Source organism: Leadbetterella byssophila DSM 17132, assembly GCF_000166395.1.
Lineage (GTDB): Bacteria > Bacteroidota > Bacteroidia > Cytophagales > Spirosomataceae > Leadbetterella > Leadbetterella byssophila.
The window spans coordinates 2,661,336-2,685,971 of sequence record NC_014655.1; the positions used below are offsets into that span (position 1 = coordinate 2,661,336).

18 protein-coding genes are annotated in these 24,636 nt (G+C 42.0%); 14 read left to right on the plus strand and 4 right to left on the minus strand.

Going from position 1 to position 24,636, the window contains the following annotated elements; genetic code table 11:
• The first annotated feature begins 243 nt into the window (after positions 1-243).
• From LBYS_RS12085 to LBYS_RS12130, 10 genes are all read left to right on the plus strand, one after another.
• Positions 244-1,311, plus strand: a complete 1,068-nt coding sequence (locus LBYS_RS12085) for a Kelch repeat-containing protein (RefSeq protein WP_013409135.1) — start codon at positions 244-246, stop codon at positions 1,309-1,311.
• Positions 1,311-8,009, plus strand: a complete 6,699-nt coding sequence (locus LBYS_RS12090; protein ID WP_013409136.1) for a T9SS type A sorting domain-containing protein — start codon at positions 1,311-1,313, stop codon at positions 8,007-8,009. The genes LBYS_RS12085 and LBYS_RS12090 overlap by 1 nt, the downstream gene beginning before the upstream one ends.
• A 7-nt stretch (positions 8,010-8,016) precedes the next feature.
• Positions 8,017-9,954 carry an RHS repeat domain-containing protein gene (locus LBYS_RS19665; protein ID WP_013409137.1) on the plus strand — a complete coding sequence of 646 codons (1,938 nt, stop codon included), beginning with the start codon at positions 8,017-8,019 and terminating at the stop codon, positions 9,952-9,954.
• A complete protein-coding gene (locus LBYS_RS19130) occupies positions 9,935-10,411 on the plus strand; it encodes a hypothetical protein (RefSeq protein WP_013409138.1) in 477 nt (158 codons plus the stop codon). Before LBYS_RS19665 ends, LBYS_RS19130 begins: the two co-directional genes overlap by 20 nt.
• Positions 10,365-11,309 carry an RHS repeat domain-containing protein gene (locus tag LBYS_RS12105; RefSeq protein WP_013409139.1) on the plus strand — a complete coding sequence of 315 codons (945 nt, stop codon included), beginning with the start codon at positions 10,365-10,367 and terminating at the stop codon, positions 11,307-11,309. Before LBYS_RS19130 ends, LBYS_RS12105 begins: the two co-directional genes overlap by 47 nt.
• A gap of 3 nt (positions 11,310-11,312) precedes the next feature.
• Complete coding sequence (locus LBYS_RS12110) at positions 11,313-11,822, plus strand: PH domain-containing protein (protein ID WP_013409140.1); 510 nt, start codon at positions 11,313-11,315, stop codon at positions 11,820-11,822.
• Positions 11,823-12,252: 430 nt separating this feature from the next.
• Positions 12,253-13,110 (plus strand): JAB-like toxin 1 domain-containing protein, encoded by an 858-nt coding sequence (locus LBYS_RS12115; RefSeq protein ID WP_013409141.1) that lies wholly within the window; start codon positions 12,253-12,255, stop codon positions 13,108-13,110.
• Positions 13,111-13,129: 19 nt separating this feature from the next.
• Positions 13,130-13,603, plus strand: coding sequence for a hypothetical protein (locus LBYS_RS12120; RefSeq protein ID WP_041823669.1), 474 nt, complete (start codon positions 13,130-13,132; stop codon positions 13,601-13,603).
• An 87-nt stretch (positions 13,604-13,690) separates the two neighbouring features.
• Complete coding sequence (locus LBYS_RS19670; protein WP_013409143.1) at positions 13,691-14,911, plus strand: RHS repeat domain-containing protein; 1,221 nt, start codon at positions 13,691-13,693, stop codon at positions 14,909-14,911.
• Positions 14,912-14,918: 7 nt separating this feature from the next.
• Complete coding sequence (locus LBYS_RS12130; RefSeq protein WP_013409144.1) at positions 14,919-15,356, plus strand: hypothetical protein; 438 nt, start codon at positions 14,919-14,921, stop codon at positions 15,354-15,356.
• A gap of 684 nt (positions 15,357-16,040) precedes the next feature.
• Here the strand turns inward: LBYS_RS12130 and LBYS_RS18355 are convergent.
• Both LBYS_RS18355 and LBYS_RS19305 read right to left on the minus strand, forming a co-directional pair.
• Entirely contained in the window at positions 16,041-16,322 is a 282-nt protein-coding gene (locus LBYS_RS18355) for a hypothetical protein (protein WP_049781372.1), read from the minus strand.
• Positions 16,323-16,418: 96 nt separating this feature from the next.
• Positions 16,419-16,592: a hypothetical protein gene (locus LBYS_RS19305; protein ID WP_187287893.1), complete on the minus strand. Its 174-nt coding sequence runs from the start codon at positions 16,590-16,592 to the stop codon at positions 16,419-16,421.
• 824 nt (positions 16,593-17,416) lie between these two features.
• On the opposite strand from LBYS_RS19305, the gene LBYS_RS12145 reads away from it, so the two are divergent.
• The 3 genes from LBYS_RS12145 to LBYS_RS12155 are packed head-to-tail and all read left to right on the plus strand — an operon-like array spanning position 17,417 to position 23,340.
• Complete coding sequence (locus LBYS_RS12145) at positions 17,417-18,745, plus strand: TlpA family protein disulfide reductase (protein ID WP_013409146.1); 1,329 nt, start codon at positions 17,417-17,419, stop codon at positions 18,743-18,745.
• 12 nt (positions 18,746-18,757) lie between these two features.
• Positions 18,758-21,949 (plus strand): SusC/RagA family TonB-linked outer membrane protein, encoded by a 3,192-nt coding sequence (locus LBYS_RS12150; RefSeq protein ID WP_013409147.1) that lies wholly within the window; start codon positions 18,758-18,760, stop codon positions 21,947-21,949.
• A 5-nt stretch (positions 21,950-21,954) separates the two neighbouring features.
• The gene (locus LBYS_RS12155; RefSeq protein ID WP_187287894.1) at positions 21,955-23,340 is read left to right on the plus strand and encodes a RagB/SusD family nutrient uptake outer membrane protein; all 1,386 of its coding nucleotides are present in this window, start codon (positions 21,955-21,957) and stop codon (positions 23,338-23,340) included.
• Between the two features lie 42 nt (positions 23,341-23,382).
• Here LBYS_RS12155 and LBYS_RS12160 read toward each other — a convergent pair whose 3' ends face one another.
• Both LBYS_RS12160 and LBYS_RS12165 read right to left on the minus strand, forming a co-directional pair.
• The gene (locus tag LBYS_RS12160) at positions 23,383-23,655 is read right to left on the minus strand and encodes a DUF6520 family protein (RefSeq protein ID WP_013409149.1); all 273 of its coding nucleotides are present in this window, start codon (positions 23,653-23,655) and stop codon (positions 23,383-23,385) included.
• 121 nt (positions 23,656-23,776) lie between these two features.
• A complete protein-coding gene (locus LBYS_RS12165; RefSeq protein WP_013409150.1) occupies positions 23,777-24,214 on the minus strand; it encodes a MauE/DoxX family redox-associated membrane protein in 438 nt (145 codons plus the stop codon).
• A 238-nt stretch (positions 24,215-24,452) separates the two neighbouring features.
• On the opposite strand from LBYS_RS12165, the gene LBYS_RS19135 reads away from it, so the two are divergent.
• The gene (locus LBYS_RS19135; RefSeq protein WP_013409151.1) at positions 24,453-24,605 is read left to right on the plus strand and encodes a transposase; all 153 of its coding nucleotides are present in this window, start codon (positions 24,453-24,455) and stop codon (positions 24,603-24,605) included.
• The last annotated feature ends 31 nt before the right edge of the window (positions 24,606-24,636 follow it).

Here is a 24,636-nt window from a genome sequence, read left to right on the forward strand (position 1 = left end):
TTTTGACGCCCTATGAATTACATTGCAACTATCATCTTCCTTAAATGCGCTCGTGATGAACCACATTTAAATGTGCATTTAGACACTCCCTGCTTTTTTTTGCTGACGTGATATGTGGCTAAAACAGTCGCCTAATCATCTTTATACTCACTAGGCAACTTTTTAAGTATTCACATTTTATATTTCTTGTCATATGGCAAGGTACTGAATCATTTATATGACACCAAAACACCTATTCTATTTATGAGAGTAAAATTTACCGTCATCCTCATCTTCTTATTTCACCTTTCTGCTTTAGCTCAATCGCGATGGGAAACGACTAAAGTTTACGGAAAAGAGAGTTTTAAAAGCGCACCTTTGCTGTGGCAGTATAAAGACAAAGTGTTTCTGTATGCAGATAAAAGTGGTGTTGAGATTTTTAAAGAGCAAGGTGATGACCATATGTTCGTAGGTTCAGCCGATGAAAAGTCGAATCCTGTGATACGAATTGACGCTCTAAAATGGGTTACTGATCAAGGGCTTTGGTTATTTGGAGGTGTTTCCTCCACTAGTAATGAGCTACTAAATGATTTATGGTTTTACAGCTTTAAAGCAAGCAAGTGGCAAAAAATAGAAGTAAAAGGGAAAATTCCTGGTCCTCGAAGAGGAGCTGGTGGGTGGATTGACGAAAAGCAAAATTTATACTTATTTGGAGGCTTTTTAGATTCGCCATTAACGGAAAGGTCAGGTAACTTTTCCAACGAAATCTGGTGTTTCAATACCTTAGAAAACGAGTGGATTGACAAATCAAATATAAATTCTCCTTCGGCACGAGTAGATATGGCCATATGGTCTCCAAATCCAGCAGAAATTTATTTGTATGGAGGATTTGGTTATGACAAGGATTACAAAGGTAGTAGGGTTCTAGCTGATTTTTGGAGATATAATTCTACGAGGGGAGAATGGGAGGAAATGTCCAAGGAGTCGCATTCGATTGAAAGAGTTTTGGGAGAGGGCGGTAAGATCATCTACCCGGGATATAGAGTTAAAGCAAAACATTGGATCGATGGCGATGGAAATTTGTGGCTTGCTTTTGGTCAATCCATTATTTCAAGTGAGAAAATAAGTATTGAACCATTTATATGGAAATACGATACCAAGAAGGGAATCTGGTCATATACATACGTTGCAAACGACCCAATTATCGAATCTGCGGAACTCATTTGGATGCCCTTGGGGAATAGAATTGAAATGATTTTTCCAAATTCTTTAAACAAGGATTTTCGATTCAGTGTTAAACCCGAATTATTACAACTTAATTTAAAAAATTAATGAGAGTCATTATTTTCTTGTCATTATTTGTTGTTTACCAAGTATATGGACAAAAGACCCCATTTGATAGAGTTCCGCCATCACCGAATGCTGCTAGTATTGGAAGGTATTCGTTAGCACCTGTAAATTTAAGTTCAGGATCCATTTCGCCAAATGTAAAATTATTTGAAATAGATGAGTATGGACTACCATTAGATATATCTGCTAATTATTCATATCGAGGGTACCGTCCGTCGGAATTAACTGGAATTCTAGGAAATGGATGGAATTTATTAGCTGGTGGAACAATTACAAGAACAGTAAATAGTAAGAAAGACGAAAGGTCCAATGCGGGTTATTATCACATTGGGAGTGAGATACAGACGGCTATCGATCAATTTCAAGCCACTCAGGTTCCAAATAGCCTAATGGCTGAAATAACATATGGTAATATTGATTCGGAGCCTGATCTTTTTAATTTTAGTTTTGGGAGCAATAGTGGTAGTTTCTTTTTTGGCGCTGATGGAAAGATACACATAGTTTCACAGAGTAAATTGGCGATTAAAGCTGAATATTCTCCAAATCCAATTCCCATTCACGCCGCATTACATAACGTTCTAGATAACTTCGTGGGATTTTCAATAACGACAGAAGACGGAACTATTTATAAATTTTATGCAGTGGAATATAGTAGGTCCACCAGTGAAAAGGGTGAACAGAGTGGATTTAATGACGATGGAGTTCGTGGAAAGTTAATTTCTGCATGGCACTTGACCGAAATCATCGGTACTGGTGGGCAAAAGATAAAACTTGAATATACAGATAGCCCAGCCTCAGCCAACAGGGCACAATTTACGCCTGTGGAAAGTTTTTTTGCATATGTTCCATCTCCAAGTTGGTTGCAGTCATCAATCACAAACTATGCAGATGTAAATATTAATATTTCCTATGAAGTTTATTTAAAAAAAATCACAGGAAATGGCTGGAAAATTGAATTGAAATATGAAGATTATTCAACATCTACTATAGTAGGAGGGTTTAGAAATTATCCTAAGAGATTGGTAAATATTACACAATATTCAACTTTAAATTCTGGACAAGTTTTTGTTAAAGCCTATAATTTCACTTTTGCCAATTTTGGAGAAGGTTTTTCTCTAAGTGCTATTAAAGAAATTGGCACAGGTAATGTTGAAATGGCACCTTATACATTTACTTATTTGGGTACTAGTTCGCGAATCATAAATACGAAAGGGATTGACAAATTTGGCTTTTACAATGGGAAAGTTACAAACAATTCTTTAGTACCAGCTTTTGGTGCTAATAGAGAGCCTGATTTTGAATTTGCAAAGATTGGGGCAATTCAGTCTATTACATATCCTACGGGTGGGAAGGAAACATATGAATATGAACTTAATGACTATAGTTACGTAAATGGAGAATTTCAAACAGGAACTTTATATATCGATAGTTTAAAATTTTTACAAGTAATAGAAGGGACTATTGTAACTTCTCCAAATATCTATATAACAACGAACACACCGGTGGATATTTCAATTGTAGTACCACCTGGTAGTCCATCTGGTTGTGGCAGTACCTATAAGATTCTAAATCATACCTTAGTTCCAAAAGCAGGGAATGCTCCATATACAATACATGATTTATTTACAATTTTAACTAACCATGGTTATTGTTTTGGTAATCCAACTTCTAACCCAAATTGGTCAAATGTTACATTCATGTTGTATGTAACTGTTAAATATCCTTATATATCTAATGTTCTACCCGGTCCAGGAATAAGGATAAAGTCAATTGCTAGGATAGACGAGTCAGGAAATGAGCCCACTTTTACTACCACCTATACCTATACAAGTCCAAGTGATGCATTTTCGAGTGGTGAAATATTTGGTAAACCTTTTTATGATATTTGGGCTGAAGGTCAATTTTCTTCGGCATATTTTGCATTTTCTGAGCCATTTAATTCCATGTCTCAATTTCCAATTAATTATTATAGAGTAAATGAATTTAAAAACGGTGTAAGGAAGGCATTGCATCATTTTACAAGTAATACTGAGGACGGTTATTCAAATGAGCTTGGGACCCCAACTAGGGCAGGAAATACAGCACTTATTGGTCCTGTAATAGATTATTCTGGAATGCGAGGACGGCCCATTGAAACTATAAATTATGCCAATAATTTGATGACGTCAGCTAACTCTACCCAATATGATCCTAAAGAAAATTACACTACTAATAAATATAGTACGACTGCACTTTATATTAAGTGGGGGGTAACTAAACAAGGTGATTGGCAGCATATTGCTGATTATGCTAAGTATTATAAGCCAGTTAGTTACTGGTTTTACCCTAAAAAAGAAATTACTTACACTTACGACGCCAACGGCCAAAACCCCGTTACAACCACTACAGACCTCTACTACGATAATCCTGAGCACTATCAACTGACCCGGCAGGTTTACACAAATTCTGACGGCATCGTTCACGAGGAAAAGCTAAAATATCCTTTAGATTATAAGAACGTATCGGGGAAAGACCCTATGCTGGATTCTTTGATAAATAATCATAGGCACAATATCGTAATAGAACGCACAATCTCAGCCGCTGGCACAGTGCAGGATGCCACAGCATACACTTTTGCCCAGTTTACTGGAAATAGCCGTAAACCTCGCTTGTTCCTGCCTTCAAAAGAATACCGCTACCAAGCGTCGGGCACTTTTGTACCTTACAGCGGTACAAGTAGCGGTATAAATTCATCCAGCTACTTTGAAAACTATGCTGTAATAGCTTACGATACGCTAGGGCAGGCTATTAATGTGCGCGATGCGGCCGGGATTCATACTTCAGTTTTAAGAGCCTATAGGGCTAGGTACATAGTAGGACATCTTAAAAACGCGCTAAAAACGGATCTTGACCTAGCGCTTTCCAGTGCGGGGACCTCGTACAATAACTTCCTCAATGCAGCGGATAATACTACCATCCAAAATACTTTGACTTCAGTGCAGAACTCCTTAACTGCGGCGCAAATGAGTGGGTTCTTATACAAGCCCTTCGTGGGTATGAGTAGGGGTATTTTACCTAACGGAACCCGGACTGATTACGAGTACGATGTTTTCGGACGCTTGTCAGGCATTAAGGATCATAACGGAAACTGGGTAAGTGTTTACGAATACCAATTAAGGGGCAATAACAATTCCTTAGCTAACCATGTAGTCAGCAGAAATCTGAGAACGGCCACTACAAATGCTTCTAATGCTAGCAACCATTTAAACGCTACCTCACTATATGAATTTTACAATGCCTTTGGAGAGTTATCTCAGAAGGTGTTGTGGCGTCAAACTCCTTCTACAAATAATATCATCGCGGAAAACTTGGTGAGGGATAATGTGGGTAGAATAAGTAAAGCCCACTTACCGGTTTCTTACGCATCTACTTCTACCACGCCACTAGCAAGTGGTACGGTGGAGAGTACGGCAAATAGCTTTTATGGGGAACAGGCTTACTCAACGACAACTTACAGAGGAGTTTCTGATGAAGTTTCCCAAACGCGAGGCCCAGGTACAGCGTGGGCTACGAACAATAAAAATGTGAACTATTCTTACGGAACTGCTGGGACCAACGTGAGAAAATATACCATAAATACTAGTAATGACATTACTCTAGCAGGTACATATCCGGCATGGAGTTTGATTTCCAGTACAGTAACGGATGAACAGGGCAATGTTACTACTGTTTACAAGGACAAAAAAGGACAGACCGTGCAGACGCAATCGCAGATATCCTCTGGCGTATGGGCTGTTACCTACTATATATATGATGGATTAGGTCGCATCCGGGCTGTTTTACAACCTCTAGGATATGACTTAAATAGTTCTATAGGTCAAAGTAGTAGTTCATTCTCCAATTATGTGTTCTGCTATGAGTACGATGCCCGCGGGCGTGTTACCCGTAAGCATGTACCGGGAGCAGGATGGACTGAAACAGTATATGATAAGAACAATAGGGCAGTGATGCACCAGGATGCTTATCAGAAAACGCTGAACCGCTGGAATTTTACCCAGTACGATGTACATGGAAGAGTGGCGGTTAGTGGTGAGACCACAAAAAGCACTACCCGGGCCTCAGCCCAGAGTTTATTTGATGCACATACTACGGCCTTTGAGAGCCGGACTGGAGCTACATATAACGGTGCTAGTTTTCCGTCTACTTTGCAGCCGGTGTCCACGGAAAAGAAACTGCTAAATTATTATGATGATTATTCCTTTCTTGAGCCGCAGTTTGCATTTGCTGCTACAGGGGCTTTTCATACGCGAAATACGAACATCAAGGGATTACTGGCAGGGGTGAAGAAATTGAACTCCCGGGAGAATGCAAAAGTATATACGGATGCCTTTTATTATGATGTACTAAACCGAATGATTCAAAGTCAGCATACTCATTTTCTAAGTACTTCCAATACCGCAAACATCTTAGTAAAGAACCTGGAATATAATTTTGCCGGTGAGGTGACAAAACAAAACGTAACCTATCCCTTTGCTACAGGTACGTTGACGGTGAAAAATAGAAACGACTACGATCATGCTGGCCGGGTTACCACGAATGCACTGGGTATAAACTCAGAACCAGTTGACATCGTTCACCGCATCTATGATGGAATAGGCCGGTTAAGTGAGAAAAAGTTCATAGGTACAGGAACAGTACCGTTTGATTCTTGTGCAGTGCTTACAGATGGTATAGTCTTAGGAACTTGGACAGTCAACGGAGCCGCACTTGTAGCGCGTAACTTTCACAATTCATGGTGGGTAACGCAGCGAATCGGAAGCAATCCAGATAGATTCATTGTTCGAGCCTACGAAATGCTTTTGAGAGGGGATGTAACGCTTGCTAATCCGGCGTTTGCTAGCATGGCGTCCTGTTTCTCATGGCTTTCTAGTCCATATGGAGGATTAGAGCCGCCAGCTACCCCTTCTCAATTTGGTTACGTACCCGGCTACGATTATGTATTTGAAAATGGAGAGCACTTCTTCAAAGAAAGCTCACAAGCCGCTTGTTCTACGCCAGCTGCTATTACTTCAAATGTTCCGTCACCGACCATTAGCCAAAGTGTTACGCTAACTACCAGCTGTTCTACGGGTACGCCAAAGTGGAATACGAACGCTACTTCTAACAGTATTACTGTGACGGCAACGGCTACAGCGACCACCTACTCGGTAACTTGTCAGGGCTCGAATTGTACTACAAGTAGTTCGGTTTCCTACACAGTAACTGGTTCAAATGGCCCTTGCTCAACTCCAGCGGCTATTACTTCAAATGTCCCATCACCTACCATTAGTCAAAGTGTTACCCTTACCACCAGTTGTACTTCAGGTACACCTAAGTGGAACACTAACGCTACTTCCAACAGTATCACTGTTACGGCTACCGCTACAGCAACCACGTACTCGGTAACTTGCCAGGGATCAAATTGTACTACCAGCAGTTCGGTATCCTATACAGTGCAGGCTAGCGGCTGTAATGTGTTGACTGATGGGCTAGTGATGGGTACGTGGACGGTAACCGGCCACTCTTTAATAGCGCGGTACTTCCACAGTCAGTGGTGGCTGGTGCAACGCATCCAAAGCAGTCCAGAGCGCTTTATTGTTCGGGCTTCAGAAATGCTAACACGGGGTGATGTTAATTTGAACAATTCATCCTACTCAGGTTTAGGGGCTTGTTTTCAATGGCAAACCAGCAACTACGGTGGTCTTGAGCCTCCTGCTACTCCTTCTGTATTTGCCGTACCTTCTGGATATACCTATATGAGTGAAAATGGGGAATACTTCTTCCAAGCCAGTGGACCTGTTGCCTGCTCAACACCAGCTACGATAAGCGCCAGTGTAACTTCTCCTAGCATCAGTCAATCCCTTACTCTGACCACGAGCTGTAGCACGGGTACTCCTAAATGGAATACAAATGCCACCAGTAATAGTATAACGGTAACGGCCACACCAAGTCCTGTAGTTTATTCGGTAACTTGTCAAGGAGGGTCTTGTACTACCAGCCCTTCAGTATCCTACACGGTCATCGCTACGCCTTGCAATACGTTGACGGATGGACTGGTGATAGGTACGTGGACAGTTACAGGTCATCCGCTAATTGCACGGTATTTCCATAACAAATGGTGGCTGGTGCAGCGGATCCAAACCTCACCGGAACGGTTCATAGTACGCGCAGCGGAGATGATCAGCCGGCCAGACGTGAATCTCAATAATTCCGGCTATACGGCATTAGCGGCTTGTATGGAATGGCCGACGAGTAATTATGGTGGACTCGAACCCCCTGCTACACCTTTCGTGTTCCCAGTTCCTGCCGGTTATACCTACTTGACCGAGAATGGAGAGTCATTTTTCCAAAAGAATGCAGGAGGCAGAATGGCGGCAGATTACACGTGGGAGGATGAAGTGTTTGCGCAAGACATATTGCTCTTCCCTAATCCTGCCAATAATGCCTTTGAAGTAAAAGTTAATGTCCTTTCTGCACTAAAAGGAGCACGTGTGCAGGTAGTTGACATGAAAGGCCGCGCTGTCCATACAGAAGAGTACGATTTAGATCCTGGTATAAATACTATAAAAATCAACAGTTCTGGATTTGAGAACGGGACCTATCTAGTTAATGTGCAGAAGGGCGGATATGTGCGTAGTGCCAAAATAGTCATCTTAAAATAAAGTACCCATGAACCTGAGAATCATACTAATACTATTCGTTCTTTTGGCGCAGCAGGGGAACGCTCAAAAGTTGGGAGTGAATACCCCTACGCCTGACCCTTTAAAAGGACTGTCTAACCGTACGTCCACGAGCTACATGCAGATCGTAAACTACAAATGGCACGTCCGGGGTGGGCTGGCAGGAATAAATTTAGATGGGTCTGGAAATGCGAATCCAAATTCGGGTGAAAATGATCTGTTTGCCTACAAACTTGAATACGAAACGGCGGGGCAATGGTCGGGTAACATCGGCAAGCAAACCTGGAGCCATAAGAAGCCCAGTCCACCAGCAGACACGCGTAGTTACACGTTTAGCTACGACGGACTCAGCAGGCTGACGGCGGCAAGCTATAGCGGCTTAACCGGGGAAAGCTTTGGTCTTCCCTTGGTGAGTTACGACAAGAACGGCAACATCACGGCCTTGCAGCGAAACGGCAAGATGGGAGGATCCCACGGTTTAATGGATAACTTGACGTACACGTATTCAGGTAACCGTTTAACCGCCGTGAACGACGCCGTCTCCGGCGAGTATGAAGTGGATTTTGTGAAGCGTGGGGGCGGCACCTACGGCTATCATGCGAATGGGGCGCTGAATAGTGACGAAAATGAGAAGATCTCTAGTATAACTTACAACACTTTTTTAAATTTACCGGAGCAGGTGAATTTGAATGATGGCCGCTGGATCAAGTATACGTATGACGGAGCCGGCACGCTCTTGAAAACGGAATACAGTAACGGTGAGTATTGGGAATATGTAGAAGGAGTAGTGTTTAAGAACGGGCAGCCTTACCAAATGGCCATTCCGGAAGGCAGGGCGGTTTATGAGTCCAACCAATGGAAATTGGAGTACGATATAAAGGATCATTTAGGAAACACTCGGGTCAGTTTCCGCGAGGGCGTTGGTGGTGCAGAATTGCAGGCAAAGACGGATTTTGATCCGTGGGGAGTGAGGCTGAATGGGACGGGGACGGTGAATTCTTTCCAAAACCGGTTTGAGTTACAGGGTCATGAGAAAGAGTCAACTTTTAACCTGAATAGAATAAATTTCGGAGCAAGGGTGTATAATCCTACTATTGGTAGGTTTGATCGTATTGATCCGCTTGCCGACTTGGATTTACATTTATCTTCATATTCGTACGTAGGAAATAGCCCACTTAGATATGTTGATTTGTTTGGTATGAAGAGGAGAAAGGTGCCTGGACAGGAAGATACATATGTAGAGACAGAACCATTTGATGAAGTGGTTGTGATTGGGTTTAGAGATTCATTTAATGCGGCTTTTGGTTTTGACGCTTACTACAGGTATCTCGAAAATCATAGCCAAGATGAATCATACATAAAGGTCAAGAAATCTTTCAGAGAAGGAGGAAATATGGCGGCAGGAATAATTGCTGCACCTATTGCAGCCATCGGAGCTGTAGAGCTGGGATTAGGCGGCGCCGTTGCCGCTGGAGTTTCAAGATTGGGAGCTATTCGGACACTTTCATTTGGCCGTACTGCAATTCGAACAGCTTTGGCCAAAGGTGCTTTTAATTTGGGTGGGCAGACAGTGAATAATGCATTGATGGGCGAAATGAAGCTGGATTTAGTGGGTTTTGGACTTGATTTGTTCATATCTAATAGTTTCGTAACATCCTTAGGAGGTTTAGGTGGAGCAGGATTTGATTTTGAGAAAATGACATTTTATAATGATTACGAACTAAGTACAAAGGGCGCAATGAAAACAGGTGTAGGATTTGGTTTTGGTAAGATAGGCGGCGGTTTGAAAAATATTATGGGAACCAATGGCTTTTCTTCCACCATGTCAAATATGACAGAGGGGATTATAAAGGTATATAATGAGGCGTTTAATAGTATGATTGATAAATTCCCAGCTGGGCAGCAAAATGATAAAAAAGGTAATTAATGCAATATGGCGATTTACAGAGCTTAACAAATGGAGTAAAAAAGATACAAGAGGCTTAATAGCATTTGGGATTTTAATGTTAATTTTTTATTTTTTCTATTTTAGACAAGAAAGAAGAATAACAGCTAAGTTAAAAGAGTGTAGCTTTTATACCATTATGGAGCCAAGGTATATGTCTTCAAATAGCTATTTGTATTATGATTTTAATTATGATTATACTCGATACTCGTCTAGCACAACTATTGGCTCTGAAGATGTGGGGATTGACCATACTAAAGAAAGTGTGATGAGGGAAAGATATTGGATACAAGTATATTGTAATGATTTTAAAACTGACCGGATTTTGTGGAAGATTCCTGTACCCGACACCTTAAAGCATATACCTCCAAAGGGCTGGAAGAAAATTCCTTATGGTTTACAAGAAGAATCTGTATGGTTTAAACGGTGGAGAAAGTAATTTTGACCCTTGGGGGGTGAGGTTAAACGGCACAGAAGTAGTTAATGGCTTTCAGAACCGCTGGGAGTTGCAGGGCAAAGAAAAAGAAATGACCTTTGGGTTGAACAGAGTTAATTTTGGAGCGAGGGTGTATAATCCTACGATAGGGCGATTTGACCGAGTTGACCCATTAGCCGAGAAATTTTATCCGCATTCTCCGTTTAATTTTAGCCTTAATAATCCTGTAAATTTCATAGATCCCGATGGCAGGGAAGCCATAAGTATAAATGGAAGTTGGAAATATACTGGAGAGGATGCCGTGGCTGCTTTCCAGCAACTACAGATGATGGGTAACGGTGGCGGAGATGATAAGGATAAGAACAAAAACAAACATCAAACCCAATCTTTACCTATCGGAGACATTGGAACAGGTCTTGGTGTGGTAGGCGAAGGTCTTTGGTTTTTAGGCGAAAACAAAAGTGCCAATCTCTATAAAGAGGGTTTCAGGAGGGGAATTGACGGTAACTACCAGCTTACAGGCCATAATTTCTCACTCTTCGGAAACCAAGCTATGACAGAAGCTACTAAGCCAGTGACGGAATTAGATAAAGTAGCTAAATTTGGGAAATTTGCATCTTCTTTAGGTACGGTTTTATCGGTTACTTCATCCCTAGTTGATATAGCTGCATATAGTAAAGGTACGCTAAGTGGAACACGTTTAAGTTACCGGGCTGTTGGTACAGGTGGTTCTATAGCTGCAGCAGCTTATTTAGGCGGACCTTACGGAGCAACTCTTGGTTTGGGTTTTACAGGGTTAGAAAAAGCCTACGACTGGACGGAGCCAGCTAGAAAGGAAATAGTAAACAGCTATGGACAATTTAAAAGAACGCTAACAAGTTCATGGCTTAAGTTTAAATAAAAAATGAATATATATAGAATTAGTATAAGCACTCATTTTAGGTTTTTCCTTAGTACTTTGCTTTATGTGATTGCTCCTCTAATTGTAGGAGTACCAATAATTCTTTACATTAAGCGAGGCTCTTTTGATATTGATTTAGCACTTATTATTGGTATCTGGGGTTTAATCATCCTATTCACTCCCAAGTTATTAATTCACTTAAACTACTATTTTTTCAATAAGGATATGGTGGTTTACTATGATGAAGTTAATAAGCAAATGCGAGTAACTGACAAAAAGAGGGATGTAACTTTTGGTATGGGAGATATAAAGTCTGTAATAGAATACAAAACCTACCCCAAAGCAGAAAACCGCACCACATGGATGCCTTGGGATGATTATCATTATTCTTTGGTGGAGCTAAAAAACGGGGAGCAGTTTTATTTTACCAGCCTGATACTGCCTAATCTTTATCTGCCAGTAAACAAAAGCAAGGTTACGCTTAAGAAGCGGTTTTATCCAGCTATTTGGTAGGAGACTTATTAATGAATTAGAAAAACGCTATAAATCAAAAAAACCTAGCAATGGGCATGAGACCTCTTGGCAATTGTTCAAGCAGATGAAATTATATTTCACAGGGCTTTCTTTTATGAAATTTCGTTGTCGTCTTCTTCAGAATTTTATGCTTCCATTATATTAACTGCGCTGGAAACATTTGAAAGTTCGTGGAAATCTGAAATACTGTACTTTGATTGCTTCTGAGGTCTCCATGTCTTTGAGAGATACCAAAAATGTACGTCGTTCCTTTTTCAGATCAACCACTTTAGATCTTTCGGGTCAAAGTGGGCCATCTATTCGGCAGGTACGTGGATTTGCGGAAGTCATAATAAAGGTCACTAAGGAAATACCAGCGTGAGCTTCCGGGTCGTATGATCAAGCGTTCAGCGGCTTCGGAATTTGTCTCTTGGATAGCCCGCCTGAACGGTATGGGCACGGTGAATTCTTTCCAGAACCGCTGGGAGATGCAGGGGAAGGAGATGACCTGAATAGGGTTGACTTTGGGGCTAGGACGTATAATCCTACGATAGGGAGGTTTGACCGGATAGATCCCTTAGCTGATCAAAGAGTATGGATTTCAACTTATAACTACGTCCAAAATAATCCCATTACCCGTATTGATCCCGATGGTGCTTTTGATGAGTATGCAATGAAAGATGACGGTAGAGTAGAATTAGTTAAAAGAACAGACGACAAGTTTGACCGCTTAACGGCATCCAGTGGAAATGAAATAAAGATAAATAAGGCTAAATCCACAGATGGGACCATTATTTCCCAACTCTCGAAAGAGGATTCAGGCGGTTTTAGCATGGGGACTACTACCAATGCTACAGATGCCCGAAATCTGTATAATTTTATGGACGCCAATTCTACTCGAGGTATTGAGTTTAGTTTAACTGGTAGTATGGAAAATGGGAAAGTTAATTACTCTGTATCCACAAGCCACGATTTACTTTCAACCAGTTTTGGTAAGATAGGGATTAAACCATCAAATCTAATTTTTCATATTCATAACCATGATGGCCCGTTAGATCATGGCAATGTAACAGGGCCATCACTTGAAGATTCAAACGCAGCAACAAGAACATTAAATAGTGTTGGGCGTTCTTCTTCAATGTTTCCTAGGTTTTTCATTTCCTTAGAAAACGGAAACATGAGAGAGTATTTTCATACGGGCAAAAGAAGTGAAAATACCAACATGAATATTAAAACTGTAAATCTGAGAAATATCAAAAAATATGATTACTTCAAGAAAAATCGTTAAGCATTGTTTTTGGTTAATAATGGCATTTTGCATAAATTCTTGTACCCATAGTTTAGAGGGGTTTTCTTACCTGAAGAATTCAGGTATTCAGGATACTTTAGACTTGACAGTTGCTTCAATTTTTGAGAGTGAGCCTTACCCTGATTTTGTAACTATTTATTTTACAGAATCGAAAGGGAAAGAATACATTTTTGTAACTCCCCATAAATCAATTGAAAACGTTAAGAGTAAATACTATTTTGGAGAAAATAAAAAACAGATAATAGTTGGCTATAAGAGCGAAAAGATGGAAAAGAGATTTGCCAATACTAAGTCATCAAAGCCAGAGAAAGAGTTTAATTACATTAACGACATGATGGATATATATGATGGCAGGCCGGTTGTTTTTAAGATTTTAAGTAATGATAGTATTCAAGAAATAGAACCAACCGAAGAAATCTTAGAATTAAATAACTATGGTCTTATTGAGTTTATTCCTCCTGTTAAAAACTGAGCTGTTTAATAAAAATGCCCCCAATTAGTGTCTAACTTTTTGGGGGCACTCTAAACTTACAACACTTTTTTAAATTTACCGGAGCAGGTGAATTTGAATGATGGCCGCTGGATCAAATACACCTATGACGGAGCCGGCACGCTCTTGAAAACGGAATACAGTAACGGTGAGTATTGGGAATATGTAGAAGGAGTAGTGTTTAAGAACGGGCAGCCTTACCAAATGGCCATTCCGGAAGGCAGGGCGGTTTATGAGTCCAACCAATGGAAATTGGAGTACGATATAAAGGATCATTTAGGAAACACTCGGGTCAGTTTCCGCGAGGGCGTTGGTGGTGCAGAATTGCAGACAAAGACGGATTTTGATCCGTGGGGAGTGAGGCTGAATGGGACGGGGACGGTGAATAGTTTTCAGAATAGGTGGGAGTTGCAGGGAAAGGAGAAGGAAAGCACCTTTAACCTCAATAGGGTTAATTTTGGGGCGAGACACTACAATGCAACATTAGGTAGATTTTTATCTAGTGATGCTCTCAGTGAAAAGTATTATGGACACTCTCCGTATAATTTTAGCCTTAATAATCCGATTAGGTTCATAGACCCAGATGGCAATAGTCCATTGGATATTGTGATTATAGGCACAGACCAAAAAGAATGGAGAGTAAAGACAGCTGGTGAAGATATTGTATTCAACGCTCCTTTTGCTCTTAAAAATAATGCTTCTCTAGATATTGGTGCTGGAAATATTGACCCCGGCAGGTTTGCAGTAGGCTTTACCGCCGAAGGATCTGTATCGTTTGGAGCAGGATTGGTTGGAGGTGTTGGAGTAGAATTGTCAACGGTTCAGTTTACCGATAAAACTTACGGCGGATACAATTATGTTTATGCAGGGATGCAAGGAAATATGTCTCTTGGGATACAAGCTGCTGTTTCTGCTGACGTAGCAGGAGGAGTAACTATAGCATATAATAACTCTGATTTACCTATTAAACCCATTGATTATGCTGGGCCATCCATTTCAGTAGGAGTGTCGGCGGGAGCTAAGTTTTTAGCGGGTGGCGGAGTTTCTGCAAAGTACTTTGATATGCGTGGAAGTGCAAAAACTGGTTGGCAGGGAGTTTCAATGTCTGTTAGTACAGGAGTTGGAGTTGGCGGGAATTTAGGATCTGTTACCGGATCAATTTCGAATACTTGGATGGTTAACGATATGCAGCCTACTTCTCAAAGGAGTCTTTCAGATAGAGTATTTAACAGAGTAAACCCTGTAGGTTCTGCCATATATACAGGAGCAATGAGCAGAGTAAAAAGATAAAGTAATTATGAAAAAAGGTTTAAAAGTAATGTACTGGCTATTTCTGGTTAGTTTTACTGTATGGATTGTCCAATGGTGCAGTAGAAAAAGTGATGAGAAAACTTCAGAATCTTTGGAAAAATTAAAAAACGATGTTGAATTTAGTGGGATTGTAAAAAACAAGTTTCTCTCAAACAATCATGGTTTTGGTGTAGTTGAGTTAAGAATAATTAAAAGTAATGTTGATTACTTTAATCAAGAGAATTTCCCTTATAGAATTGAAAAGGGGACAGGAGAATTATATTCGATTGTTTCTTCTGTAGATATTGGAGACACTATTAGAGTAGTTTCAAATGAAAGTTCTTTTTACTTCAATTATGAGAATCGAAATGTAAAAGGAGAAATCTATATGATTGGTCCTTTAGATATTGGTTATATTAAGAAGAACACAATATTTAAAAATTAACTTACGCCCTCTTCGGAGAGCGAACACGTGCTGAAGCACTCCCGATTTTCTGGATAGCCGAATAAGTAATAACTTAGAGGTGATATGAAAAGAGAACGACGTAAATTTTCGTCTGATTTCAAAGTCAAGTTAGCCTTAAAGGCCATCAAAGAACGAAGTACAGTACTACAGTGCCCCCAAATTTAGGACAATTATTATTATTATTGTTAACATAGGGGGGCAGAGGGGAGTTGATACCTATCCTGCTTGTGGATAACCCGATTTCCTATGCTACTAGGTTTAATCTTTCTGCTGGAATTTCCATATCAATACCCTGATGGTTTAGCTCATGGTTGTAAAATTTAAACCATTGGGTTAACCCTTTGAACAGCGCCACTCCTTCGATTTCAGGATTAAGATAAACATATTCCCATTTAACACTTCGCCAGAGTCTCTCTATAAAGGTACTGTCTACTGCTCTCCTTTTCCATCCATAGAAATGTTTACCCCTTTATCCTTCAGTAAGTCCAAGTAAACTCCTGAGGCAAACTGACTTCACTAGACTAGGCGTCCCCATCTCTAGTGATTATATGTGGCACTCCATGTTAGTCAGACGCCTCTGACAAACAATTAGCTACCCATTGTGCATCCGTAGTGTTGCCGCTTGACAACATATCTGCTATATAAGTCTATTATTGCTACCAGTTACATAAATCCAGTTTTTATGGGGACATCGGCTATATCCACAGCCCACGCCAGATTGATCTTTTCTATTTTTAAATTCTTTAGCAAGTAGGGATAATTATACTTCGCTGGGTCTGCTTTACTCGTATTGGGTATAGGATAAAAGGTTTCCAATCGCATAGGTCTGCTTGGTCTCTTCACCCGTTTACTGTTCACATGAAAGCCCAACTTTGTTAGTTGATCTACCACTATCCGACTACCGATAAAAGGGTATTTGAGGTAAATCTTATCAATTTCAAGCATAAGCCGTAAATCTTCTTCACGCTCTGCTACTGGCCGGTAAAATAGACCACTGCGATAAATTCCTAATAGTCCGCATTCCTAATATTACCTCGCAGCTTATTCGATCATTTTACGTCTTTGCTGGCTTGTATTTGATGCCACTTTTTTTTTAAGAAATTCAATTTCTTCTTTCTGCTGACCGATTTGAGCATAAAGAAATTTCTTCTCCTGTTCTTCAACCCTAGATTTAGTAACAGACTTCAACTCAATAATCTGGGCGCTTTTCTCCATAAATTCATTCTTCCATTTAGTGATCTGCTGAGGATGAACCTTAAATAATGGCGCAAGCTCCGACAGCGTTTGTCACTCCTTTAAGGCTTGTAAGACCACCTTGCTCTTGAATTCCGAACTGAATTTTCTACGTTTAAATAATAAAGTTGATCATCCAAACGTAATTCCTTCTCTCAATTCTGGAGTCCATTTTCACTAAAATTTATAAGGCGGATAAACTAGATCATTGAAGTAGCAAACACTAGTGCTTCTACGTATGTGGAAGCACCTCACATTGGCCGCTTTTTGCACATAGGCTTTTAATAATGCTCTCAAAGATTGTATATTTTAAATTTTGTCATAGAAATGGAAATTAAACGTATTAATCTCACTACCAAAATGCATCTTACCAGTAGTTTCTAACCCTAGCTTAGACTACGATAGTAGATGGACTTTAAAATCTCTAAAAAAAGTCAAGCTAGAACTCTTTAACATTTTGGACTTTCTTCTGCATTCATCTTGCTGTGTGCTATTCCATGCTTCAATCAGCAAAATTTAGTTTCAAAATTTTTAAATAATGTTTGTGCAAGACATTAACCAATCTAAAAAAAATGTTGGAATTTCAGGGTATTTAAAATTGAATTATCTTAACATCTGGAATAAGATTAATTAACAATCTCAACTCTATAGAGGACCCGAAAGTCCATTTATTTTAAGTCCTTAAATTCCAAACTATACTCAGATAACATTGTTGGAAGCCTAAGATTGCAACGAAACTTATACGCAATTAATGCACTCTTATAGCTAATCTAGATTTTTATCAATCTTACTTTTATCACTATACTATGAACGTGAAATTTTACGTAAGGGCATTGCTATGCCTAGCCCTCACCTATTTGCTCTCCTTCACACCCATTCACGGCCAGGCGTTACGTGTGGGTGATGCTATTCCTGATGAACTTTGGGACATTCCTCTTCAAGTTGTAAATCATCCGTCCGGTAAGCATACCATTACCCTTGCTGAATACAAGGACAAACTGATTATTCTGGATTTCTGGGCTACTTGGTGTGGGCCCTGTGTGGCCATGCTGCCACGGCAAGACAGCCTTCAGAAAATGTTTGCAGAAAACCTGCAGATACTTCCGGTGACCTACCAGAATGAAGGGGAAATAACTGACTTTATGGATAGATATACCCAGCGCACCGGCCAAAAAAACACCTTGCCTAAAGTGACAAATGACAGCACCTTACGCCGGGCCTTCCCCCATAGTTACCTTCCTCACTATGTTTGGATACAAAACGGAGCCGTAAAGGCAATTACCGGCCATGAAGAAGTAACTTCAAAGAAGATACGCTCTGTTTTAAAAGACGGTTTAACAACCTTAAGCACAAAAGCTGACCCTAAGCGCATAGCTTTTGATAAAGAGAGCCCTCTGCTGGTGAACGGAAACGGGGGTAGCGGAGATAATCTGATATATCACTCGCTGTTTACGGGTTATCAGAAAGGCCTTCCCTCAGCGTACTTCCTGTCACAGCCAGACAGCATAAAAGGAGTTAAGCTCACCTGTACTAACCTATCACGCCTTACTCTCTTTAAAAATGCTTTCGGTGAACGAACCTGGCCCATATCTGCTAATCAAATCATGATGGAAGTAAAAGAGCCCGGGCGCCTGACTTCTGCATTAAAAGGGAGCCCTTACCTGGAATGGCTGGATCAGGGAAACGGGTTCTGCTATGAGTTAATCCTGCCTGCCTCCCGGGCTGACCAGGTGTTTAGTATTATGCGCCGTGATCTGGATCTGTTATTCCCTGATTATACAGCCGCAGTGGAAAAACACCTGAGAAAATGCTACGTGCTTACCCGCTCCGGTACGGGGCTGCCTCTTGTAACGCGGGGAGGCGAGCCGGCCGTAATTCATGAACAATTCAGGTATAAGAGTATTAACCGCCCGTTAGGCTTACTGGTGAGAAACCTGAACATGAAATTTTTGCAGCATTCTCCTTACCCCATTCTGAATGAAACGGGCTTTGAGGGGCCGGTGGATATCGATATCGAGGCCAATATGTCTGAGATAGATGACCTTAACCGGGCACTGGCTAAGTATGGCCTGAAGTTTATGGAGGAGGAAAGAGAGATTGATATGCTGGTGATTCGTGACCGTAAAAACCCTTAAGCCTGTTTCTGTATGAAGAAGATATTTACCATTACCATAGGGCTTTTAGTGAGCTTGCCCTCAGCGGGCCAATATGTGATCAAAGGGAAAGTACTGTCAGGCTCGGAAAGAACGCCGCTTGCCGGAGCCACCGTTATGCTCAGGGAGGGGAAAAAAGGCACCATGACAGACCTTAACGGGGAGTTCAGCCTAAAAACTCCTTCTGATGACCCTGCTGTGCTGATCACTACATCAGTAGGCTTTAAACCCGCAGAAACAGAGGTAAGTAAAGAGCGGAGCGAATCTGGTATTGAAATTATACTGACAGAAGAACCTACCCGGCTTGAGGCGGTTCAGGTTTCTACCGGTTATCAGAGAATTCCGAAAGAAAGAGAAACGGGATCATTCTTCCTGGTAGATAATAATCTGCTCAACAGAAGAACCGGTATGAACATCCTGGAAAGAATAGAAGACCTGGTGCCCGGCCTGAGTTTTATCAGGGGCGGAGCAGGCAGGTCTGACCAGACCATTAACATACGGGGGCAGAGTACCATTTTTGCCAATGCACAGCCCCTGATAGTGATTGATAATTTTCCGTATGAAGGAGACCTCCAGTCTGTAAACCCTAATGACGTGGAGAGTATCACCGTTTTAAAAGATGCCGCTGCTACTTCTATATGGGGGGCAAGAGCCGGAAACGGGGTGATTGTGATTACTACCAAAACCGGGCGGTTTAACCAGGCTATGCGCATTTCTTTAACGGCAAACACCACCTTCTCCGGAAAGCCTGACCTTTATTATTACCCCGAAATGACATCAAAAGATTATATTTCTGTAGAAAGGCAGCTATTTGCTGCCGGTTATTTTGCCAGTAGTGAAACCTCGGCGTCAAACGTGCCGCTGTCACCGGTAACCGAGCTGTTAATTAGCCTGCGGGACGGGAAAGTAGCTGAAGAGTATGTTCAGCGCCAGCTGGCAGTCTTTGAAAACCAGGATGTACGCCATGACCTTGACCGGTATTTTTACAGGACGGGAGTACTCAGCCAGCTCTCTCTCAGTTTGAATGGCGGGAGTGAAAAGCACCGGTATGTTATTTCGCTCGGGCATGATAAAGACATGGGTTCTGCGATAGGCAATGCGCTGGGCCGCACCTCTCTTACTACTACCAATACGTTTAAAACAGGCCGGTTAGAAGCCTTTAATGCTGTTTATCTTACTGCAAGAAACAATGCCCCCAATGCCGTAGGAGTGAGCGTGGCTTACCCCTATCAAAAATTAGTGTCTGAGGATGGCAGGGCACTGGCTGTAACGAGGGATCTGCGTGACAGCTTTAAGGAACAGGCTCTGCAAAGCGGGCTGCTGGACTGGCAATACCGCCCCCTGGAGGAGTTGGATTTTGCAGATCACCGGATCAAAACCTATGAATACCGGGTTAATAGCAGCCTGGGCTATTCGGTGTTCCCATTCCTTAAGCTGGAAGCGCGTTTTCAGCATAATAAGATCCTGACGGAAGACAGAGATATCCAGTCATTGGGTAGCTATGAAGTTCGTAACCTCATTAACCGGTACAGCTATTTTTCAGCAGATAATGTACTTATACGCCCTATACCTGCTGGGGGTATTTTAGATGTAACAGCCTCTTCTATGACATCTAATAACGGGCGGTTTCAGGTTAACCTGGATAAAGACTGGGGCAGCAGGCACGGCCTTTCGGCTATTGCCGGGGCTGAAATCATGGATGTGGTATATAAGGGGAATACTTCACGATACTACGGGTACAGCCCGGAGCAGGCTACCATTCAGTTTGTGGATTACCTTACCCGTTTCCCGTTTTTTTACAATAACGCCCTCTCCGGGGTGATTCCCAACAGAGACGGCCTCACCGATAAAACGGATCGGTATGTTTCGGGCTTTGTTAATGCGGCCTATACGTATGCCGGAAAATATGTTCTTTCGGCAAGTGGCCGGTATGATGCAAGTAACCTTTTTGGCGTAAATACCAATCAGAAAGGAACTCCGCTTTATTCTGTAGGAGGAGCCTGGCATATCGATAGGGAAGCGTTTTTTGATAAGGACATACTTAATTACCTGCGTTTTAAGCTTACTTACGGGGTAAGTGGTAATATTGACAAAAGCCTTTCCGCCTATACTACAGCGGTGCATGCCGGACAATATTCAGTTACAGGTCTGCCTTATGCGGCTATTGTAAACCCGCCTAACCCTGATCTGCGATGGGAGCGGGTGAAAATGATCAACACGGCTATAGAGTTGCAGAGCCGTAACCGGCGTATTACGGCCCGCCTCGAATACTTTATTAAGAGGGGCACTGACCTGATCGGCTCTTCGCCGCTACCTGCTTACAGCGGTGTTACAACATTCAGGGGCAATACGGCTAATACAGCCGGGAGTGGGGTGGAAATAACACTACAAACCCGGCAGATGGACGGCCCCTTCAAGTGGTATAGTGATTGGCTGTTTTCCCAGAATACAGATAAAGTTACCCGTTACCTTGTACCATTTACCTCCTTAAATTCTTACCTGAGATTTTCCCCTGAAGTACCTACTGAAGGGAAACCGCTTTATGCTCTGTATAGTTTTCAGTGGGCAGGCCTTGATCCTCAAACCGGTGACCCGCGGGGGTATCTTAATGGCGAGCCAAGTAATGATTATTTGGCCATCATCAATAGCACGTCTCCGGAGAGTCTGGTGTATAACGGTCCTGCCCGGCCCACTGTTTTTGGCTCGTTTCGGAATACCTTCATGTGGAAAAAATTTTCCCTGTCAGCCAATATAAGCTACCGCCTGGGTTATTTTTTCCGGATGCCGTCAGTACAGTATGGAAATAATCAGGGCTTAACGGCCCGGCATGGAGACTTTGGAAAAAGGTGGCAGGTACCTGGAGATGAAAACTATACGCATGTGCCATCGATACCATCTGTGGCTAATTCTAACAGAGATTTTTTCTATGCTTACTCCGGGATTTTAGTAGAAAAAGGAGACCATATCCGCCTTCAGGATGTGCGACTTTCTTATTCTCCTTCAACGGGTAAATCTAAAGTATTTCACGATTACAGTATTTTTTTATATGCCAATCACCTGGGAATTCTCTGGAAGGCAACTTCTTCTGACTGGGATCCTGATTATGTGACTTCCTTTTCAAATATGGCCCGGCTTACCCCGCCTTCGCGCAGTATAAGTATTGGGTTTAATATCAACTTAAAATGAGTATCATGAAAAATAGTATTCTGATAGCCATGCTTTGGGGCGGACTAACTTCCTGTTTTAACGAGTATATAGATAAGAAACCTGATCAGAAGCTGGTGGTGCCTACCTCATTAGCCGACTTCCAGGCGCTGCTGGATAATGTAAACAGCAGTGAAATGAACGCAGACCCGGCGCTGGGGTTTATAGCGGCAGATGATTTTTATATCACTGACGCCGGGTTCAGTTCTCTCATTGATATTGAAAAGAATGCCTACACATGGGCCGATGAGGTTTATGGAGCAAACGCCTATGTGGATGATTGGATCAGGCCTTACCGCCAGATTTTTTGCACAAATGTGGTTTTAGAAGGTGTAGAAAAGATTAAGCCGGGGGAAAGTGAAACAGAGATGCGGAAAGCGGTGAAAGGAAGTGCACTTTTTTTCAGGGCTACGGCGTATTATAACCTGGCGCAGCTGTTCAGGCCGGCGTATTCAGTGGGGAGTGCTGCTGATACACCGGGCCTGCCTCTGAAACTGGAAAGCGATGTAAATCTGGCTCCTGTAGTTTCTGATCTGCAGATGACCTATGATCAGATCATTAAAGATCTTACAGAAGCGGCGGGTATTTTACCGGAGAGCAGCCATATTAAAAGCAGGCCGGACCGCAAAGCCGCAAATGCCATGCTGGCACGTGTATATCTGACCATGGGTATGTATGAACTGGCAGAACAATACGCCGGTAAGGTTCTTCAGCAGTATAGCGTGTTAATAGATTACAATACCCTGCAAACTTCCTCTACCAGGCCCTTCCCGCCTTCACTTCCCGGTGGGAACCCTGAAGTGCTCTTTCATTCTGTGATAGCCAGCGGGTATCCTTACCTCAGAAGTACCCTGGTTTCTGTTGACTCTTCGCTCTATAATGCGTATGCAGATAATGACCTCAGGAGGGTTCTTTTTTTCAGATCCCGGGCAAACGGTATTTATACGTTCAAAGGCTCATATAGCCCCGCGCTTCCCGGTAATACTTCTTCCCTGTTCAGTGGATTATCTACGGATGAAGTTTTTCTGATCAGGGCAGAGTGCCGGGCCAGAAGAGGTGATGTGCCTGCGGCACTGGAAGATTTGAATACGTTGCTGGTGACCAGGTGGGTAACGGGAACCTACAGCCCGTATGAAGCGGGTACTGCAAAAGAAGCTCTAGATATCATACTTCTTGAAAGAAGGAAGCAGCTGGTAGGGAGAGGTTTCCGGTGGTCTGATCTGAGGCGGCTGAACCAGTCGGAAGAGTATGCGAAAGAAATTTCCAGGACGGTAAACGGGCATAAGATTGTATTAGCACCGGGAGATAGAAAATATACGTTTCCTATTCCGGTCAGTGAACTCACTAACGGGGTGGAACAAAACCCCCGTTAATAGTAGAGAGGCTGCCTTCCCTGAAGCAGCCTCCTTAATTTTTTAATCCTCTTCAGGAATTAAAACAAATGTGCCTTTATCTGTACTCGGGTCATTTTCATTCTGCGAGTTGTAAAGGCAGGTTTCTTCCGAGGGGATACAGTCATAGCCACTGTAGCCGAGAGGTAAGCTGTGAATATTCACCCAGCCGGAAGGGTCAACACTGGTGGGAACCCGGCCCCATGAACCCGCTACATGCTTATGGGTAGTAGCCAGCGCAAGGCCACTTCCGAGAATAATTGCCATTGCAGGCAAAAATTTAATTACCTTTTTCATTGTTTTACTAAATTTGAATTGAATTGTTAGTTAAAGTTTCCCTTACTCTGTTTTCAGGTTTTCAGGGGAACCCTGGTCCCGGGAGGCAGTTTCTGAAACCGCATTCCGGGATCTTTTTTGTTTACGTTTTCTGTGTCACGGCAAATTTTTTTTGAGAGTGAAAAATATATATCCCCAAAATTGAAAGGGTCAGAAAGAAAAGGTTAAAGACAAGATGCGCCTCAAAGCCCATGGAACGTAGTACACCCCCGCAACTACAGGGTGTGCGTTCAAAGTAGCCCACCACCACCAGGCCTGTATAGCCGGTGAAAAGAGCCATTAGTAGTGCTGAACCGTATAATCCGGGCAAACGGGTAGCCGAAATGATCAACAAGACGCAAAGGAGAAGTTCAGCAGCCGGAATCAGCCAAACCAGCGGTGCTTTTGACCAAGACGGTAATTCTTGGCCTGCCAATTGCCGCTCAAACTCGCCCATATCTATGAGTTTGGAAATTGCGGTATAGCTGAAGAGAATAATCAATGCCACCGCTATTAAAGATACTATTTCGTTTCGTTTCATCGCTATAATAATTTTATGTTTAGTGGCTCTTAAAAAACTACGCAATTTGTCTCTGCAGAAATGATCTGTTTATGCTCATTTCATTAACTCATTTTTAATACAAAGTTCCGGCAGCCTTTTCATCGAAAAAAGAAAAATATGACAGATTTTCGACCTTTTTGTGTTCAAATCTGGTCATATTTTTTGAAGTACTCCCGATTTTCTGGACAGCCGAATAAGTAATAACTTAGAGGTTGATATGAAAAGAGAACGACGTAAATTTTCGGCTGATTTCAAAGCCAAGGTAGCCTTAGAGGCCATCAAAGAACGGAGTACAGTACTTCAGATTTCCAGTAAATTTAAAATCTCGCCGGCACAGGTGACAAAATGGAAGCACGAATTCTTAGAGTGAGCCACAACGGTTTTTGAGAAAGAGGTTCCGG